This window comes from Rhodanobacter sp. Root179 (genome assembly GCF_001428465.1).
Taxonomy (GTDB): Bacteria; Pseudomonadota; Gammaproteobacteria; order Xanthomonadales; family Rhodanobacteraceae; genus Rhodanobacter.
The window spans coordinates 35,775-53,697 of record NZ_LMHR01000088.1 but is presented as its reverse complement, the minus strand read 5'-3'; the positions used below and the strand labels follow the sequence as shown (position 1 = coordinate 53,697).

Below are 17,923 nucleotides of genomic sequence, written 5' to 3'. Positions count from 1 at the left end.
ACCCGCCGGACCGTTCATCAGGACCTTGCCGCCAGCTCCTTCGCCGCGGCCACCACGTCAGCCTCGCCCGGCAACACCAGCAGCGCCGCACCGGCCAGCGGCGTGAACGTGTCGGCGCCGACCACGCGATGCAGCGGGGTGGCGCCGCTGCCGCCTTCGACGATCGCGGTGATCACACCCTCGCCCACGCCCGCGCTCTTGCGGCCCTCGTCCAGCACCAGGATGCGCTTGGCGGTTTTCGCCTGGGCCGCGATGAAGCCGTCGTTGAGCGGTGCCAGCCAGCGCAGGTCGACCACGCGCACCTTCCACTTCAACTCCGCTTCGATCGTGCGCGCGGCGCGCAACGCCATCGGCACGCCGTTGCCGAAGGTGAACACCACCAGGTCGTTCGCCGCGTCGTTGTAGACACGGCCCTCGCCCAGCGTCATCGCCTGGTCGGGCGCGGGATAGTCGAACTGCCACTGGCCGTCGCCGGCCTCGTACAGATCCTTGGTCATGTACAGTGCGATCGGTTCGAGGAAGGCGCAAACGCGGCCATCGACCTTCGCTAGCGCCATCAGCGTGCGCAGCATCATCGCCGCGTCGTCGCCGCGGCTGGGGCAACCGACCACCAGGCCGGGGATGTCGCGCAGCGCGGTGATCGAGTTGTCGTTGTGGAAGTGACCGCCGAAACCCTTCTGGTAACCCAGCGAGGCCACGCGCATCACCATCGGGTTGCGGTACTGGTTGTTGGAGAAGAACTGCAGCGAGGCCGCCTCGCCGCGGATCTGGTCGCAGGCGTTGTGGAAGTACGCCAGGTACTGGATCTCCGGCATGGGCAACATGCCCATGTTGGCGTAGCCCTGGGCCAGGCCCAGGATCATCGTTTCATCGAGCAGCGTGTTGAACACGCGGCTGCCCTTGAAGGTCTTGTTGAGTCCCTTGGTGACGGTGTACACGCCGCCCTTCTGCGCCACGTCCTCGCCGAACAGCAACGCCTCGGGATACTTCGCCAGCAGGTCGTGCAGGGCCTGGCCGATCTGGATCGCCAGGTGCCGCGGCGGCAGTTTCTCGGGCAACTTCGCCTCGCCGCCGAACACGGCCAGACGCTTCTCCGCGTAGTCGACGCGCGTGGCTTCGGCCTTCACCGCGGCCGGCGTGTATGGCGCCAGCGGGGCCATCACGTCGTCCAGCGAGGTCAGCCGATGACGCGAATCCGCATCCTCGGCGGCGGCGAAGCAGCGCTTGCGGGTGGCTTCGTAGAGGTTCAGCAGCTCGTCCTTCGAGTACAGGCCCGACTCCAGCGCAATGCCGGCCGAGCGCAGCAGCGGATCGGAGCATTCGACCGCGAACAGTTCCTCGATGCTGCGCCACTCGATCTCGAAGTCGGTGCCGGCATGGCCCATCACGCGGGTGGTCTTCAGGTGCAGGAAGGTCGGCCGGCGCGTCGTGCGGCAATGCTCCACCGCGCGCTGCACCTGGGCGTAGCCTTCGGCGAGATCCAGGCCATCGGCGAAGAAGTAATCGAGGTTGGCGCGATGCTGGTAGTTGTTCGCGACCCAGCCCGACGGCGTCTTCACCGAGATGCCGATGCCGTTGTCCTCGCACACGAACAGCACCGGTGCGGGCAGCTTCTGGTACGCCGTCCACGCCGCGGTGTTGAACGCGGTCTGCGCGGTGGCGTGGTTGCTGGAGGCATCCCCGAACGAGCAGATCGTGATGCTGTCGTCGGGGATCGGCAGTTGATGGCCGATGCGCCGTGCCTGCTCGATCGCCACCGCGGTGCCCAGCGCCTTGGGCAGGTGCGAGGCGATCGTCGAGGTCTGCGGCAGCACCCACAACGGCTTGCTGCCCCATACCTTGTGGCGACCGCCGGAGGCCGGATCGTCCTTGCTGGCGGCGAAAGACAACGCCGAGTCCATCACCGGGTCCATGCCCGGGATCTTGCGGAAGCGCTCGGCCATGAAGCCACCGGAGCGGTAGTGCAGGAAGGCCGGATCGGTGTGCCGGGTCAGCCGCGCCACCATCGCGTTACCTTCGTGGCCGGACGAACCGATCGTGTAGAACACCTTGTTCTGCACGCGCAGCACGCGGGCCATCAGGTCGAGGTGGCGCGAGATCAATTGGGATTCCAGCAGCTCGCGGAAACCGCGCGCATCCAGCGCACTGCCCGGCAGCACGGCGGCGTCATCGCGCGGCGCGGCGCGCACCTCGCCGTTCCACAACTGCACGAACTCGATGAAGTTCTGGTCGACGACCTCGGCACGGTTGAAACCCTTGTGGCGAGCGCTGATGGCAAACGGAATGGCGGTCATGGCGAATTCGTGTGGGTGGACAGGCAGCCGCGACGCGGCATCAATGGAGGGATACGACCGGCATGCTGAAGACCGGAGCGGCCAGGGCGCGCAAGGCGGCAACGCGGGGCGCATCTTTTTCGCGACCGAAGCTTTCAAGCAGCCGGATCTGGTCGTCGGCCGACGGCACCGGCACGGCGAGGCCATTCACGCCGGCCAGCACCAGCTTTCCCGGCAGCACGGGCTGCCAGCATTCGTCGACATGGAGTTCAAGCGCGCCCATCACTTCGACAGGCGCGCCGGGAAAACGGAAACGGGCGAAATGCGAGCGGAAGCGATCGTCATCGGGCGGCGCAAACGCGGACTCGCGGCGCGCTGCCCAGTGCGCCATCAGACGCTCCGCGTCCGCCCGCGAGGTCAGCACATCCACATCCGCCGCGCTGGTCTGCGCGCCGAGCAGCAGCGCCGCGGTGCTGCCGATCACGCACCACGGATCGACGCACTGCACGTGCAGGTCCGGCACGATCTCGGCCAGGGTGGTGTACAGCGCGGGCGACAGGTGGCTCATCCGCGACGCCGGCGCCACTGCTCGTGCGTCTGCACCCAGATTTCGGTGGGCGAATCCTCATACGGCGCGGGCAGCTTGCCGGGGCCGCGGCAGGTCGAACCCAGCCGCTGCGCCAGCGCCTGCGAGGCGTGGTTGTCGGGGTGGATGGAATGGATCATCTCGTCCCAGCCAAGCTGGTCGAAGGTCCAGTCGATCGCGGCGGTGCAGCCTTCCAGCGCGTAGCCCTTGCCCCAGGCGCTGCGGGCCAGGCCCCAGCCCACCTCGGTGCCGGGCCAGCCTTCCGGATGCCAGGGGCCGAGCCGGCCGATCCACTGGCCGCTGCTTTTCTCGATCACCGAAAACATCGAGAAACCCTGGATCATCCACGCACCAGCCAGCGACAGGAAACCTCGCCACGCCGCCGCACGCGCCTGCTGCCCGCCGATGAAGCGGGCCGCTTCGGCATCGGCCATGTTGGCGGCATAGGCGTCGAAATCCTCTGCCCGCGGCGGCCGCAGGATCAGGCGTTCGGTGTCGATGCGCAGCGAATCGAAATCCATGCGCGGCAAACCCCTTTCAGAACGCGTTGATGCCGGTCAGTTCGCGGCCGACCACCAGCTCGTGCACGGTCTCGGTGCCTTCATAGGTGATCACCGATTCCAGGTTCAGCGCGTGGCGGATCGCGCCGTGCTCGGTGGTGATGCCGGCACCGCCCAGGATGTCGCGGCACTGGCGAGCGATGTCGATGGCCATGCGGCAGTTGTTCCACTTCGCCAGCGAGACCTGGGTCGGCTGCATCTTGCCCGCATCCTTCAGCCGGCCGAGCTGCAGCGACAGCAGCTGGGCGGTGGTGATGCGCCTGGCCATGTCCGCCATCTTCAGCTGCACCGCCTGGTTGGAGGCCAGCGGCTTGCCGAACAGGATGCGCTCGGCCGTGTAGTCGAGCACTTCCTTCAAGCAGGCCTGCGCCGCGCCGATCGGACCCCAGGTGATGCCATAGCGCGCCTGGGTCAGGCAGCCCAGCGGGCCCTTCAGGCCTTTCACGTTCGGCAGGCGCGCACTGTCCGGCACGCGCACGTTGTCGAAGAACAGCGCGCTGGTGACCGAGGCGCGCAAGCTCATCTTCTTGTGGATTTCCTGCGCCTTGAAGCCGGCCGTGTCGGTCGGCACCACGAAGCCCTGGATGCCGTCGTCCGTCTGCGCCCAGACGATCGCGATGTGCGCCAGGTTGCCGTTGGTGATCCACATCTTGGCGCCGTTGATGACCCAGTCGCCGCCGTCCTTCCTGGCGTTCGTCTTCATGTTGGCCGGGTCGGAGCCGCCGTGCGGTTCGGTCAGGCCGAAGCAGCCGATCACTTCGCCGGCCGACATCTGCGGCAGGTAGTGCTTCTTCTGCTCCTCGCTGCCGTAGGCGAAGATCGGGTACATGCACAGCGAGCTCTGCACCGAGGCGAAGCTGCGCAGGCCGGAGTCGCCGCGCTCCAGTTCCTGGCAGATCAGGCCGTAGCTGACGCCGTTCATGCCGGCGCCGCCGTATTCCTCGGGGATGGTGGCGCCGAGCAGGCCGAGGCCGGCGATCTCGGGGATCAGCTCCTTCGGGAAGCGGCCCTGGTCGAAGCAGTCGCCGATGATCGGCAACACGCGCTCGTCGACGAAACGGCCGACGGAGTCCTGCACCATGCGCTCCTCGTCGGTGAGCAGCGAGCGGACATCGTACAGATCGAGCGGATTCAGACTGACAGCCATGGAAGCTCCGGCAAGGGCACGTAAAGCGGGCATTGTAGCGCGGGCGGACCTGCCCCGCAGGCCGAAAGCGGGCTTGCGGCGCGTACAATTCCCGCCGGTCACCCCGCCGCTCCGGAATCCCATGTTCAAAGGCGTCTTGCTCGGCTTCATGGCCTTCGCCGCGTTCGCCCTCAGCGATGCCTTCGTGAAGCTGCTGCGCGGCTCGCTGCCGCCCTACGAGGCGGTGTTCTTCGGCGCGATGCTGGGGCTGACCGCCCTGCCCTTCATCAAGGGCCGCGGCGATCGCTGGCGCGACGTGGTGCGGGCGCAGCGCCAGGGCCTGTGGCTGGTGCGCGCGGTGGCCAGCGCGATCGGCAGCATTTCCGCCGTGGTCGCGTTCACCGCGCTGCCGATGGCCGAGGCGTTCGCGCTGATCTTCCTGCTGCCGATCTTCGTCACCATCCTGTCGGTGCTGGTGCTGAAGGAGCACGTGGGCTGGCGCCGCTGGTCGGCGGTGGTGGCCGGCTTCATCGGCGTGCTGGTGGTGCTGCGACCGGGTTTCCGGGTGCTCGGCATCGGCCACCTGGCCGCGATCATCTGCGGGCTTTCGGGCGCGATCTCGATGATCGCGCTGCGCATGGCCGGCCCCCACGAGAAACGCATCACCCTGTACGGCGCCGGCATGATCGGCTCGCTGCTGTTCGCCGGGCTGATGATGCTGGCCGATTTCCGCTGGCCCGGACTCGTGCAGTGGCTGTTCCTGCTCGGCTACGGCCTGCTCGCCGCGCTGGCCTCGGTGCTGCTGATGCTGGCCACCCAGCGCGCGCCGGCCAACCATGTCGCGCCGACCCAGTACAGCCAGATGCTGTGGGCGGTGCTGCTGGGCTACGTGCTGTTCCACGACGCGCTGGACTGGCCGATGGCGATCGGCATCGCGATCATCCTGGGCGCCGGCCTGTTCACCTTCGTGCGCGAGGACAAGGTCACGCGCTGGTGGAAGCGCACGCGGGTGGTGTGAGGGTCGCTGCAGCTCAGCCGCCAGCGGTCGTGGCCAGATGCTGCAGCCGTGCCGCGCAACGGGCCAGTTCGACACGGAGCTTCGCGGGCGTGCGGACCTCGAAGTCGAACGCCAGTCCGGCCAGCTGGCGGGCGAACCAGTCGAGATCATCGGCGCTGGTGCGCAGGAGCACGCCGCCTTCGACCGGCTCGAGCACGCCGAAGGCAAGCGAGAACACCCGGCGCGCCGTCTGCAGGTCCGTGTGCAGCAGCACCTCGATCGGGTGGGTGTAGGCGATCGCGCCGATGGATTGCAGCAGCTGATCCAGCGCATCGAAACCCGGCGGCCGCCGGAACGACGGTTCGAGCAGGCTCACCTCGCCCACGCGATCGAGCCGGAACGAACGCAGGCCATGACGCAGGTGGCACATGCCCAGCGCGTACCAGGCACCGGCCCGCCAGGCCAGGCCGTAGGGATCGAACTCGCGCTCGGTGCGCAGGCCCGCGGCCGATTCGTAATGCATCCGCACGCGCCGCTGCGCCTGCGCCGCACCCGCCAGCGCGATCAGCGCCGCGTTGCTGCCCGGCGTGCCCGAGGCCGGCAACAAGTCCACCTTCACCGTGTCGGCAATCGCATTCGCGTGGCGCTTCAACTTGTCGGGCATCACCCGCGCCAGCTTGGCCTGCACGCTTTCCACCGCCGGTGACGCTTCGGCCAGGCCCAACCCCCGCGCCGCCACCAAGCCGACCGACAGCGCCACCGCCTCGTCGTTGGTGAACATCATCGGCGGCAACTTGAAGCCGGCGACCAGCATGTAGGCACCGGCGCGGCCGCGCTCGGTGGTGAGCGGGATGCCGAGGTCTTCCAGCGCCACGATGTAGCGCCGCAGCGTGCGCACGTCGACGCCGACCCGGCGCGCCAGTTCCGGCCCGCTCATGCGGCCGTGGCTCTGCAGCAGGTCGAGCACCGCCAGCACGCGGGTGGTGGGTTTGGCCATGGCCGCCATGGTAACGGCAAATCAGGGCGATTATTGCCCTGTATGTGCCTTAGCGTAGGTCTCGCGCGACTCGGCGCACAGCCAGGAATCCCCATGAACCACGTCCAACGACTGTTGTCCGGCACCGTCGCGGCCATCGCGCTCGGTACCGCCCTGTCGGCACACGCCACGAACGAGGCCCCCACGATGGAAAGCGTGCAGCATCTGCAGGATTACCAGGTCGTCGAGTTCCGTCGTTACGTCACCAGCGACGGCGAGCTGGCGCACTTCGTCAAATACTTCGACGCGTATTTCCCGGAGGCCTTCGAGCAGCTCGGCGCGATGGTGTTCGGTCAGTTCGCCGAGCGCGGCCATCCGGACCGCTTCACCTGGCTGCGCGGCTTCCACGACATCAACGCGCGGCCGATCGTCAACGCCGCGTTCTACTACGGGCCGCTATGGAAGGAGCACCGGGTCAAGGTCAACGCGATCCTGCCGGACAGCGACAACGTGATGCTGTTGCGCCCGCTGCATGCGGATCAGGGCGTCAGCGTGCTGCCCGCGGTGGACCCGGTGACCGAACAACGCGGCGCGCAGGGTGTCGTGGTCGCGCAGATCTTCGCGGTGAAGAAAGGCAGCGAGGAAGCCTTCGCGAAACAGGCCGAGGCGGCGTTCGACGCCTACCGTGTCGACGGCGTGCACCCGGCCGGCGTGCTGGTGTCGCTGGACGTGCCGAACAACTTTCCGCAGCTGCCGATACGCAGTGATGGGCCGTTCCTGGTGTGGCTGGGCGTGGTCCGCGACAACGCCACGCTGGACAAGCAACTGATGCCACGGCTGGCGGCCGCCGAACAGTCGCTCGCCGCCAGCGGCCTGCTGCGCGGCACGCCGGAACGCGTGGTGATGGACCCGACCCCGCGCTCGCGCCTGCGCTGGTTGCCCGATGCGAACGCGGGGAGCGCGCCATGAACCACTACGAACAACTGTGGCTGTTCTTCGCCCTGGTCTTCGGCATCATCGTGTTGCCGGGCCTGGACATGGCCTTCGTCATGGGCAGCACCCTGGCCGGCGGGCGCAGCCGCGGTTTCGCCGCGGTGGCCGGCATCATCGCCGGCGGGGTCTGCCACGTGTTGATGACGGCGCTGGGCATCAGCGTGCTGATCAAGCTGGTTCCGGGTGCGTTCAACGCGCTGCTGCTGGCCGGTGCGCTTTACATCGCGTGGATCGGCATCTCGCTGCTGCGCAGCGAGGCCTCCCTCGGCCTGCACACGGACGTCCCGCTGCGTTCGCGCGCGGCGACGTTTCGCCAAGGTGTGCTGACCAGCCTGCTCAACCCCAAGGCCTACCTGTTCATGCTCGCCGTGTTCCCGCAGTTCCTGCGGCCCGAATACGGCCTGATCTGGCTGCAGGCGACGCTGATGTGGCTGATCATCGCGATCAACCAGTTCTTCATCTACGGCGGCGTGACCGTGATGGCCGACCGGGCACGACGGTGGCTGCAAGGCCGGCCGGCAGCCAGCATGCTGGCGAACCGCTGCGTGGGCGGCCTGCTGATTGCCGCGGCGATGCTGACCGGATTCGAAGGCTGGCAGCGGATCTGAGCAAGAAACGGATGGCGGTGACGAGGCAGACAACGGATCGTACGGCCAAACCAGCAGAGCGGAGCACCTTGAAGATGAAGTCGGCAAGAACCCCATCGCCGCGACGACGATGTTTCACCCTGTCCCGCATGCTCGTCGGCATCATGCTGTCGCCGGCCGTGTGGGGCCAGGCCGCGGCAAATCCGGCGGCGCCCTCCGAAGCCCCGCCCTCGCCCCCTGCGCGACAGTCGCTGGACGACGCGTGGTGGACCGGTCCGATGCTGGCGAACTCGGCCGCGACGTTGCCGCGTGGCCATTACCTGATCGAGCCCTATGTCTACGACGTGTCCTCGCCCCACTCGGATGGTTTCGGCTCGCTGACGTACATGCTCTATGGACTCACCGATCGGCTGACGGTGGGCCTGGTTCCCGTGCTGGGCTACACCCGGCTGGATGGCCCGGGCGACAGTTCGGGCGTCCGAATGGGCGACGTGAGCGTACAGGCGCAATACCGGCTCACCGAATTCCACGAAGGCAGTTCCCTGCCGACGATCTCGCTGCAATTGCAACAGACGCTGCCGAGCGGAAAGCATGACCGGCTGGGCGACCGGCCTGGCGATGGCCTCGGCAGCGGGGCCAGCACCACGACCTTGCAGCTCAACACGCAGACTTACTTCTGGCTTGCGAACGGCCGCATCCTGCGCATGCGTCTCAACGTTGCGCAGTCCGTTTCCGGCCATGCACACGTCGAGGACGCAAGCGTCTATGGCACGGCCCAGGGCTTTCGCGGCAACGCCCGGCCTGGCTACTCGTTCTTCGTCAACGCCGCCTGGGAATACAGCCTGAGCCAACGCTGGGTGTTGGCACTGGACGTCACCTATCGCCGCAGTCACGGCAGCAGCGTGAACGGCGTGATGCTGCCCGGCTACGGCGATGCGCGCATCCATCGAAACTCGGGGACCAGCGAAGCGTTCGGCTTTGCGCCGGCGATCGAGTACAGCTGGAGCGCCAACCTGGGCGTGCTGTTCGGCACGCGGGTGATTACCGGCCATCGCACGACGACCACGATCACGCCGGCCATCGCGATCAATTACGTTCATTGAAACGAGACGCTTCGTGCCGGCGGAAGCCTTTCCGTACCGAACCCGATCAGCGATTGCTCACGCCGTGCGGTACGTGTCCCGTTGCCACATGCCGGCGCGCGGATTCCACATTGGCCGGCGAGTCGTCGAAGAAGATGTCGGCACCGAATGCGTCGAGGAACGGCCCCTTGTCGCGGCCGCCGAGGAACAGCGCCTCGTCGATGCGCACACCCCAGCGGCGTAAGGTGAGGATCACCCGCTTGTGCGCGGGCGCGGAGCGCGCGGTGACCAGGGCGGTGCGGATCGGCGAGTTCTCGGCCGGAAACGCGGCCTGCAGGCGATGCAGCGCGGTGAGGAAGCCGCGGAACGGCCCCACAGACAGCGGCTCGGCGGCGTGTTCGGTCTCGCTGCGATGGAAGGCTTCCAGACCTTCCTCGCGTGACACCCGCTCGCCCTCGTCGCCGAACAGCACGGCATCGCCATCGAAAGCGATGCGCAGTTGTTCGCTGGCCCGCGGCGGCGCGGTGCTGGGCAGGATCGTGGCCGCAGCCACCCCGGCGGCGAGCGCGCGGCCGACGTCCTCGGCGTTGGCGGAAAGGAACAGATCGGCCTTGAACGGCGCGATGTAATCGGAGGTGGGCGCGCCACTGGTGAACGCGGCACGGCTGATTTCCAGGCCGTAGTGCTGGATCGCGTTGAAGATGCGCAAACCGGTGTCGCCGGAGTTGCGCGACAGCAGGATCACCTCGACCGGCGGCACGTCGCCGGCGAGCTTGTTGAGGCCGAGCAGCTTCTGCACCAGCGGAAACGCCACGCCGGGCTGCAGGATCTCGTTCTCGTGATCGATCTGGAATGCGCGGTAGGCGTCCAGGCCATCACGCTCGAACAACGCGTGGCTGTCGCCAAGGTCGAACAAGGCGCGCGAGGAAATGGCCACGACGAGCCGGTTGTCGACGGGCGAATCGGGAGCATGGATGGTTGGCTGGGTCATGACGCGAATCTACTGCATCGGCGAGGAGCGGGGAGTGAGTGGAGAGAAGTGAGAGAGAGCCGAGGTCTGTGCTTTTGCCTTCTCTCACTCCTCACTCCTCTCCACTCACTCCTATTCAGCGGCGAACTGCTCATCCAGGATGCGTTGTTCCAGGTTGTGCTCGGGATCGAACAGCAGCCGCACGCCCTGCCCTCCGGATTGCTTGATGGACACCGTGCGCACGTCGCGCACTTCATGGAAGTCCGCGGTGGCGCTGACGGGGCGCTTGCCCGGATCGAGCACGCGCAGAACGACCGCGGTGCGGTGAGGAAGGATCGCGCCGCGCCAGCGACGCGGGCGGAACGGACTGATCGGGGTGAGCGCCAGCACGTTGGCATCCAGCGGCAGGATCGGTCCGTGCGCCGAGAGGTTGTAGGCGGTGGAACCGGCCGGCGTGGCCACCATGATGCCGTCGCAGATCAGGTTCGGCAGCTTGACGATGTCGTTGAGCTGCACTTCCAGGTGTGCCGCCTGATTGCTCTGGCGCAGCAGCGAGACTTCATTGAAAGCCAGCGCCGCGTGTTCGTTGCCGGCGCCGTCGGTGACCTGCATCTGTAGCGGGAACAGCGATGCCGTGTGGGCACGGGCGATCCGCTCGGGCAGGCCATCGAGCTTGTGCTTGTTCATCAGGAAACCGACCCGACCCAGCTTCATGCCGTACACCGGCACTTCAAGTTCGCGCCAGTCATGCAGCGTGCGCAGCATGAAACCGTCGCCACCCAGCGCCACGATCAGCTCGGCCTGTTCCGGCGGCACGTCGCCATAACGCTCCACCAGCTTGCGCCGCGCCTGCTGCGCGACGCCGGCATCACTGGCAACGAAAGCTAGGCGCATGGAAACCCCGAGGTGGCGGAAAGAGCCCAAGAGTACGACAGAGCGGCTAGTTCGTGACTCTCCGCAAAAGAGCACCCCCTCCCAACCTCCCCCTGCGACCGAAGGAAGTCCCTTTGGGGCAAGCAGGGGGAGGGGCAAAGCCAAACAGAGGCGAAGCTGGATCGTGCCGGGACACCCTCCCCTGCTAGCAGAGGAGGGAAGGGGTGGGGTCCACGCCGCGCCGAACCCTCAGTGCGGGCAGCTCAAACCGGCACCTGCGCCAGCTGCGCCAACCGCCGCACCGCCACCGAGGCGATCGGGTAGTCCGCGTTCTGGGTGAGGATTTCCGCCAGCATGCTGCGGGTGTACTTCAGGGTGGCGTCGTCGCGCTGCAGCCATGCCTGCACTGGCGAAACGTCCTTGCTGGCGCCGCTGAGGTTCAACACCTGCAAGGCCAGCGCGCGGTGCTGGTGGTTGAGTTCGTCCAGCAGCGAGCCGCGTGCCTGCGCATGCCAGTGACCCTCCACCGGCAAGGCCTCGATCTGGTCGCGCAACCACTCCAGGTCCAGCGCCTGGCCCAGCTCGTAGAACACGCCGGCCACCTTGTCCACCGGCTGGCCGCTCTGCTGGGCCACCTCGACCATGTCCAGCGCGGCACGCAGCACCGGCATGCGGGCCAGGCGCAGCGCCAGGTCGGCGGGCAGGCCCAGGCCTTCCCATTTTTCGCGGTTGCAGGCGAAGTCACCCTGGCCGGTCGGCGTCAGCACCTGCGGCAAGGCATTGCGCAGGTTCGACACCACCGACTGGTAGCGCTCCACGTTGGCCGCGATGTCCAGCGAACCACCCGGGCGGTTGAGCAGCCAGCGCGTCATGTGCCGCAGCAGCGACCAGATCTGCTTGATCGCGTCGATCTGGGTATCTTCGGCCACCTTGGTGTCGAGCGCCTCGATCTGCGCCCACAATGCGCGCGCGTCGAGAATCTCGCGCGCGGCGGTGTATGCCTTGGCGATGGCCGCCGGACCCTGGCCGGTGTCTTCCTGCATGCGCATCATGAAGGTGGCGCCCATGCGGTTGATCGTCGAGTTGGTCACCGAGGTGGCGATGATCTCGCGCTTCAGGCGGTGGCGCTGCATGTGCTCGGCGTACTTGTCGTGCAGCGGCAGCGGGAAGTAGCGCACCAGTTCTTTCGACAGGTACGGATCTTCCGGCACGTCGGAGTCGAGCAGCTGCTGGAACAGGCGCAGCTTGTCGTACGACAGCAGCACCGCCAGTTCGGGCCGGGTCATGCCGATGCCGCGGCTCTTGCGTTCGGTCAGCTCGGCTTCGGACGGCAGGTTCTCGACCTGGCGATCCAGCGTGCCTTCGGCTTCCAGCGTGCGGATGAAGTGCGCCATCGAACCGATGCGGCCCACCGACTGGTGTTCCATCAGGGTGATCGCCTGGTTCTGCCGGTAGTTGTCCCACAGCACCAGCTCACCCACCTCGTCGGTCATCGCGGCGAGCTGGGTGTTGCGCGCATCGAAGCTCAGTTCGCCACGCTGTACCGCATCGTTCAGCAGGATCTTGATGTTCACCTCGTGGTCGGAGGTGTCCACGCCGGCCGAATTGTCGATGAAGTCGGTGTTCAGCAGCACGCCCTTCTGTGCCGCCTCGATGCGGCCCTTCTGGGTGAAGCCGAGGTTGCCGCCCTCGCCCACGATCTTGCAGCGCAGGTCGCCACCGTTGACGCGCAGTGCGTTGTTGGCGCGGTCGCCCACATCGGCATGCGTCTCGGCGGATGACTTCACGTAGGTGCCGATGCCGCCGTTCCACAGCAGGTCGACCGGCGCCTTCAGGATCGCGCTGAGCAGGTCGCTGGGCGCCATCTGTTCGACGTCGGGCTTCAGGCCCAGCGCCGTGCGCACTTCGGGCGAGATCGGGATCGACTTGGCGCTGCGCGGATACACGCCGCCACCGGCGGAGATCAGCGACTTGTCGTAGTCGTCCCAGCTCGAGCGCGGCACCTTGAACAGGCGCTGGCGCTCGACGAAGGTGCGCGCCGCGTCCGGGTTCGGGTCGAGGAACACGTGGCGATGGTCGAACGCGGCCAGCAGGCGGATGTGCTCGGACAGCAGCATGCCGTTGCCGAACACGTCGCCGGACATGTCGCCGATGCCGACGCAGGTGAAGTCCTGCGTCTGGCTGTCGCGGCCGAGCGAGCGGAAGTGGCGCTTGACCGATTCCCACGCGCCCTTGGCGGTGATGCCCATGCCCTTGTGGTCGTAACCGTGCGAACCGCCGGAGGCGAACGCGTCGCCCAGCCAGTAGTCGTGCTCGATCGAGATCGCGTTGGCGATGTCGGAGAAGGTCGCCGTGCCCTTGTCGGCGGCCACCACCAGGTAGGGGTCGTCCGCGTCGTGGCGCACCACGTCATGCGGATTGACCACCTTGCCTTCGATCAGGTTGTCGGTGATGTCGAGCAGGCCGTTGATGAACAGCTTGTAGCAGGCAATGCCCTCGGCCAGCTGCGCGTCGCGGTCGCCGCCCACCGGTGCCTTCTTGACGAAGAAGCCGCCCTTGGAGCCGACCGGCACGATCACCGTGTTCTTCACCATCTGTGCCTTGACCAGGCCCAGCACCTCGGTGCGGAAATCCTCGCGACGATCCGACCAGCGCAGGCCGCCGCGGGCCACCGCGCCGAAGCGCAGGTGGATGCCCTCGACACGCGGCGCGCACACCCAGATCTCGCGATACGGCACCGGCTTGGGCAGCTCGGGCACCTTGTGCGGATCAATCTTGTAGCTGATGTAGTCGCGGTAAGCGCCCTCCCATTGCTGGAAGAAGCTGGTGCGCAAGGTGGCACGGATCAGGTTGACGAAGCTGCGCAGGATGCGGTCTTCGTCGAGGCTGGCGACGTTCTCCAGCAGCACGTGGATGGCGCTTTCGACCATCGCCACCTGGTCGGCGCGCGGCTTCGACAGCACCGCGCCCAGGCCGTCGATCAGGCCCGGCTGGGCAGCCTGCACGTTGGCCGGAATCAGCGCGTGCATCTCGGCGGCCAGGGTCGCACCGGCGCCCTTCAATTCGTCGGCGGACAGCGCCTCGCGACGCGGATCGAACTTGGCCAGGAACAGCTCGACCAGCAGGCCGGCGATCGCCGGATAGCGGTTGAGGGTTTCCTCCATGTACGACTGCGAGAACGTGGCGCCGGTCTGCAACAGGTACTTGCAGTAGCCGCGCAGCATCGCCACCTGTCGCCAGCTCAGCTTGGCGCCCAGCACCAGCCGGTTGAAGCCGTCGTTCTCGGCGTGGCCGCGCCAGATCTGCTCGAAGGCTTCCTCGAACAGCGCACCGACCTGCTCCACCCCGAAGGTGAGCTTGCCGACCGGCTGCACTTCGAAGTCCTGGATCGACAGCGAAGCCTCACCGGTGATGTCGTAGACATGCTCGGTCAACACGCGCAGGCCGAGGTTCTCCAGCTGCGGCAGCACTTCGGAAAGCGCGATGTCGCCACCGGAGCGGTAGACCTTGAAGCGCAGCGTCTCGGGTTCCTCGGGCGGGTGGTAGAACGACATGCGCAACGCGTTGTCGCCCTGCAGCAGGGACAGCTGATGCACGTCCGCGGCGGCCACGGCCGGGCTCACGTCCTCGACGTAACCGGCGGGCAGCGAGCGCGCGTAGCGGTTGGCCAGCACCACGCCCTCGTGTTCGCCACGCTGGGCCACCAGCGCATCGCGCACCTCGTCGTGCCAGTTGCGCACGATCCCGGCGACGCCGTTTTCCAGCTCGGCGAGATCATAGTTCGGCTGGTCGCCGATCTTCGGCCGCAGCACGATGTGCAGGCGCGCCAGGGCGGCCTCGCCCATCAGCACCGACGAATCGATCTGCTCGGCGTGCAGCGCCGAACCCAGCAGCGCCTCGATGCGTTCGCGCACCGAAGTGTTGAACCGGTCACGCGGCACGAACACCATGCAGGTGAAGAAGCGGCCGTAGCGGTCGCGACGCATGAACAGGCGCGTATGCGCGCGCTGGCGCAGCTCCAGGATGCCCATCGCGGTGGCGAACAGCTCGTCCTCGGTGCCCTGCAGCAGTTCCTCGCGCGGCAGCGTTTCGAGGATGTGGCGCAGCGACTTGCCCGAGTACGAATCGCGCTTGAGGCCCGAACGCGCCAGCACCGCCTCGACCTTGTGCCGCACCAGCGGCACGTCCTGCGGGCGGGCCATGTAGGCATTGGAGGAGAACAGGCCCAGGAAGCGCTGCTCGGCCACGGCGCGACCGTCGGCACCGAACTGCAGCACGCCGATGTAATCCATGTAGCCGGCGCGGTGCACGTGCGAACGGGCATTGGTCTTGGTCAGGATGATCGCATCGGTGGAACCGGACTGCGGCAACTCGCTGGCCGCCAGCGTGCGCAGCGAACGCGGCGCCATCGAGCGCTCGTTGGCGCGCAGGATGCCCAGGCCGGACGCATCGATGGCACGCAGCACGCGATCGCCTTGGGCGTCGGCGACCTCGTACTCGCGGTAACCCAGGAAGGTGAAGTTGTCGGCCGCGATCCAGTTCATGAACTCGCTGGCCTCCTGCACCGAGGCGGCATCGATCGGCAGCTTGCGCTGCGGCAGCTCGTTGGCGATCGCCAGCGCCTTGTCGCGCATCGCCGACCAGTCGCTGACCGCGGCGCGCACGTCATCCAGGGCGGCCTCGACGTGGGCGGTCAGCTGCTCCTGTTCGGCGGCATCGGCGACCCGGTCGATCTCGAAATGCATCAGCGACTCGCCCTCGCCGGCCGCGTCGCCCAGCGACAGCAGCTTGCCCGAGGCATCGCGGGTCACCTTCAGCACGGGATGGATCACAGCGTGGATCTGCAACTTCGCCGACACGATCATGCTGACCGTGTCGACCAGGAACGGCATGTCGTCGGTGACGATCTGCAACATGCTGCGGCCCGAATTCGCGTCCACGGGATTGAGCACGCGCACGCTGGCGCTGCCGCGTTGCCGCTGCTGCATGAACTCCAGCAGGCTGCCGACCAGTGCGGCCCATTGAACGGGCGTGTGCAGATGCGCGTCGCCGCCCCCCACTCGTGCAAAGAAAGCCTCGCAGAAAACCTGCGCCTCACCGAGGCGTTCGGGCGAGAAACCGCCCATTTTCAGCTCTGCAAGCACTACTGACGGAAGGGAAGGATCGTTCGCCGCATGGGTCGCATTCATGGCATCTACTGTTCAGTGGAGACGATGGTGGGTAACACGGGTAAAAAGCCTTGAAAGGATACGCCGCGCACCCGGGCGAATCCACCCACGCAGCGCCCGCCCGACCATGCTGCGGCGCATGTTCGGGGCTCATCGTCAGCCCTGGTACAGCTGGCGCGGCATGCCGGTGCAACGCACCTGTCGATGCACGCGATGCACCTGTCGCTTGCTGCGTCGCAGCCGCTGCCGCAGACCATCCCCGTTCTTGAATGGACGCCGTGCGGAACAGCGCTGGCGCTGTCCACGGTTTGAAACGACTGTCAATGACTGGATTCGCGGCCCGGATAAAATGTAAACTCGCCGGTATAGTCTTGTTGGCAAAGCGCTTCGCATGGCGCTTCCCGCCGTGTCGGCGGGTTTGAAACGCGGGCCGACACGTCCGCAACCTTTGACACAGGACATGTGACGCAAGATGCGGTATTCCGTTTCTGACGACATCGCAGCGCGCGTCGGCACCCCCTCCCCGTACAAGCCAGTTCTGGAGCTTCCATGAATTCCTCGTTGTTGCGCACGCCATTGTTGTGCCTGGGCCTGCTGGCGTTGACCGCCTGCGGCAAGGGCAAGGAACAGGGTCCGCCGCAGATGCCGCCCCCCGACGTGGGCGTGATCAAGGTCCAGCCGCAGACCTCGCCGCTGACCCGCGATCTGGTCGGCCGCCTGTCCGCCTATCGCAGTGCCGATGTCCGCGCCCGCGTGGCCGGCGTGCTGCTCAAGCGCACCTATGAGGAAGGCACCAACGTCAAGCAGGGCCAGTTGCTGTTCCAGATCGATCCGGCGCCGCTGAAGGCCTCGCTGAGCGCGGCCCAGGCGTCGCTGGCCCAGGCACAGGCCACCTGGACCAACAACAAGGTCACCGCGCAGCGGGTGCGCGAGCTGGCGCCGAAGGGCTATGTGTCGAAGTCCGACCTGGACAATGCGCTGGCCGCCGAACGCAGCGCCGCCGCCGCGGTGCAGGCAGCCCGCGCCAACGTCGAGACCGCCCGCATCAACCTGGGCTACGCCAACGTGACCTCTCCGATCGATGGTCGCGCCGGCCAGCAGCAGGTCACCGAAGGCGCCCTGGTCGGCAACGGCGAAGCCACCCTGCTCACCACCGTCGACCAGATGGACCCGCTGTACGTGAACTTCACCATGGGCGTCGACTCGCTGGAACAGATGCGCCGCGCGCAGAGCAGCGGCAACGTCACCCTGGCCGATCCGAACAAGGCCAGCGTGCAGATCACCCTGCCCGACGGCAGCGACTATTCCGAGCCGGGCGTGCTGGATTTCTCCGATACCACGGTCAACCCGTCCACCGGTTCGGTCAACCTGCGTGCCAAGGTGGCCAACCCGAAACGCAGCCTGTTGCCCGGCATGTACGTGACGCTGAAAGCGAACCTGGGCCAGCAGCACAAGGTGTTCCTGGTGCCGCAACAGGCCGTGCAGCGCGACACCGTGGGCGCCTACGTGATGACCGTCGGTGCCGACGGCAAGGTCGTGCGCAAGGACGTCAGCACCGCCGACATGGTCGACGGCAAGTGGGTCATCAACGACGGCCTCGCCGCCGGCGACCAGGTGGTGGTGTCGGGCATCCAGAACGTGAAGGCCGGTGCACCGGCCAAGGCCAGTCCGTGGAAGCCCGCCAGCTCGTCATCGAGCCAGCCGCCAGCCGCGCACAGCAGCAAGTAACGGA

At 67.1% G+C, this 17,923-nt stretch carries 13 protein-coding genes; 5 read left to right on the top strand and 8 right to left on the bottom strand.

Annotation, left to right across the window (positions count from 1 at the left end; genetic code table 11):
* Positions 1 to 17: 17 nt before the first annotated feature.
* From ASD82_RS15335 to ASD82_RS15320, 4 genes are read right to left on the bottom strand one after another with little or no spacing between them, the layout of a single operon-like run.
* Complete coding sequence (locus tag ASD82_RS15335; RefSeq protein ID WP_056718676.1) at positions 18 to 2,294, bottom strand: thiamine pyrophosphate-dependent enzyme; 2,277 nt, start codon at positions 2,292 to 2,294, stop codon at positions 18 to 20.
* Between the two features lie 40 nt (positions 2,295 to 2,334).
* Positions 2,335 to 2,841, bottom strand: coding sequence for a hypothetical protein (locus ASD82_RS15330; protein ID WP_056719123.1), 507 nt, complete (start codon positions 2,839 to 2,841; stop codon positions 2,335 to 2,337).
* Positions 2,838 to 3,380: a GNAT family N-acetyltransferase gene (locus ASD82_RS15325; RefSeq protein WP_056718675.1), complete on the bottom strand. Its 543-nt coding sequence runs from the start codon at positions 3,378 to 3,380 to the stop codon at positions 2,838 to 2,840. Before ASD82_RS15325 ends, ASD82_RS15330 begins: the two co-directional genes overlap by 4 nt.
* Positions 3,381 to 3,396: 16 nt before the next feature.
* The gene (locus ASD82_RS15320) at positions 3,397 to 4,566 is read right to left on the bottom strand and encodes an acyl-CoA dehydrogenase family protein (protein ID WP_056718674.1); all 1,170 of its coding nucleotides are present in this window, start codon (positions 4,564 to 4,566) and stop codon (positions 3,397 to 3,399) included.
* 121 nt (positions 4,567 to 4,687) lie between these two features.
* Between ASD82_RS15320 and ASD82_RS15315 the strand changes: the two genes are divergently transcribed.
* The gene (locus ASD82_RS15315; protein WP_056718673.1) at positions 4,688 to 5,563 is read left to right on the top strand and encodes a DMT family transporter; all 876 of its coding nucleotides are present in this window, start codon (positions 4,688 to 4,690) and stop codon (positions 5,561 to 5,563) included.
* Positions 5,564 to 5,576: 13 nt separating this feature from the next.
* Here the strand turns inward: ASD82_RS15315 and ASD82_RS15310 are convergent, their stop codons facing one another.
* Positions 5,577 to 6,539, bottom strand: a complete 963-nt coding sequence (locus ASD82_RS15310) for a YafY family protein (protein WP_056718672.1) — start codon at positions 6,537 to 6,539, stop codon at positions 5,577 to 5,579.
* A gap of 93 nt (positions 6,540 to 6,632) precedes the next feature.
* On the opposite strand from ASD82_RS15310, the gene ASD82_RS15305 reads away from it, so the two are divergent.
* From ASD82_RS15305 to ASD82_RS15295, 3 genes are all read left to right on the top strand, one after another.
* Positions 6,633 to 7,487, top strand: a complete 855-nt coding sequence (locus ASD82_RS15305) for an NIPSNAP family protein (RefSeq protein WP_056718671.1) — start codon at positions 6,633 to 6,635, stop codon at positions 7,485 to 7,487.
* Entirely contained in the window at positions 7,484 to 8,119 is a 636-nt protein-coding gene (locus ASD82_RS15300) for a LysE family translocator (protein WP_056718670.1), read from the top strand. Before ASD82_RS15305 ends, ASD82_RS15300 begins: the two co-directional genes overlap by 4 nt.
* Positions 8,120 to 8,247: 128 nt before the next feature.
* Complete coding sequence (locus ASD82_RS15295) at positions 8,248 to 9,201, top strand: transporter (protein WP_157599299.1); 954 nt, start codon at positions 8,248 to 8,250, stop codon at positions 9,199 to 9,201.
* A gap of 46 nt (positions 9,202 to 9,247) precedes the next feature.
* Here the strand turns inward: ASD82_RS15295 and ASD82_RS15290 are convergent, their stop codons facing one another.
* The 3 genes from ASD82_RS15290 to ASD82_RS15280 all read right to left on the bottom strand — a co-directional run bounded on the left by ASD82_RS15290 (position 9,248) and on the right by ASD82_RS15280 (position 16,212).
* Complete coding sequence (locus ASD82_RS15290) at positions 9,248 to 10,171, bottom strand: 5'-nucleotidase (protein ID WP_056718669.1); 924 nt, start codon at positions 10,169 to 10,171, stop codon at positions 9,248 to 9,250.
* A gap of 111 nt (positions 10,172 to 10,282) precedes the next feature.
* Positions 10,283 to 11,044, bottom strand: coding sequence for an NAD kinase (locus tag ASD82_RS15285; protein ID WP_056718668.1), 762 nt, complete (start codon positions 11,042 to 11,044; stop codon positions 10,283 to 10,285).
* A 242-nt stretch (positions 11,045 to 11,286) separates the two neighbouring features.
* Positions 11,287 to 16,212 carry an NAD-glutamate dehydrogenase domain-containing protein gene (locus ASD82_RS15280; protein WP_056718667.1) on the bottom strand — a complete coding sequence of 1,642 codons (4,926 nt, stop codon included), beginning with the start codon at positions 16,210 to 16,212 and terminating at the stop codon, positions 11,287 to 11,289.
* Positions 16,213 to 16,740: 528 nt separating this feature from the next.
* On the opposite strand from ASD82_RS15280, the gene ASD82_RS15275 reads away from it, so the two are divergent.
* Positions 16,741 to 17,919 (top strand): efflux RND transporter periplasmic adaptor subunit, encoded by a 1,179-nt coding sequence (locus ASD82_RS15275; protein WP_056718666.1) that lies wholly within the window; start codon positions 16,741 to 16,743, stop codon positions 17,917 to 17,919.
* The last annotated feature ends 4 nt before the right edge of the window (positions 17,920 to 17,923 follow it).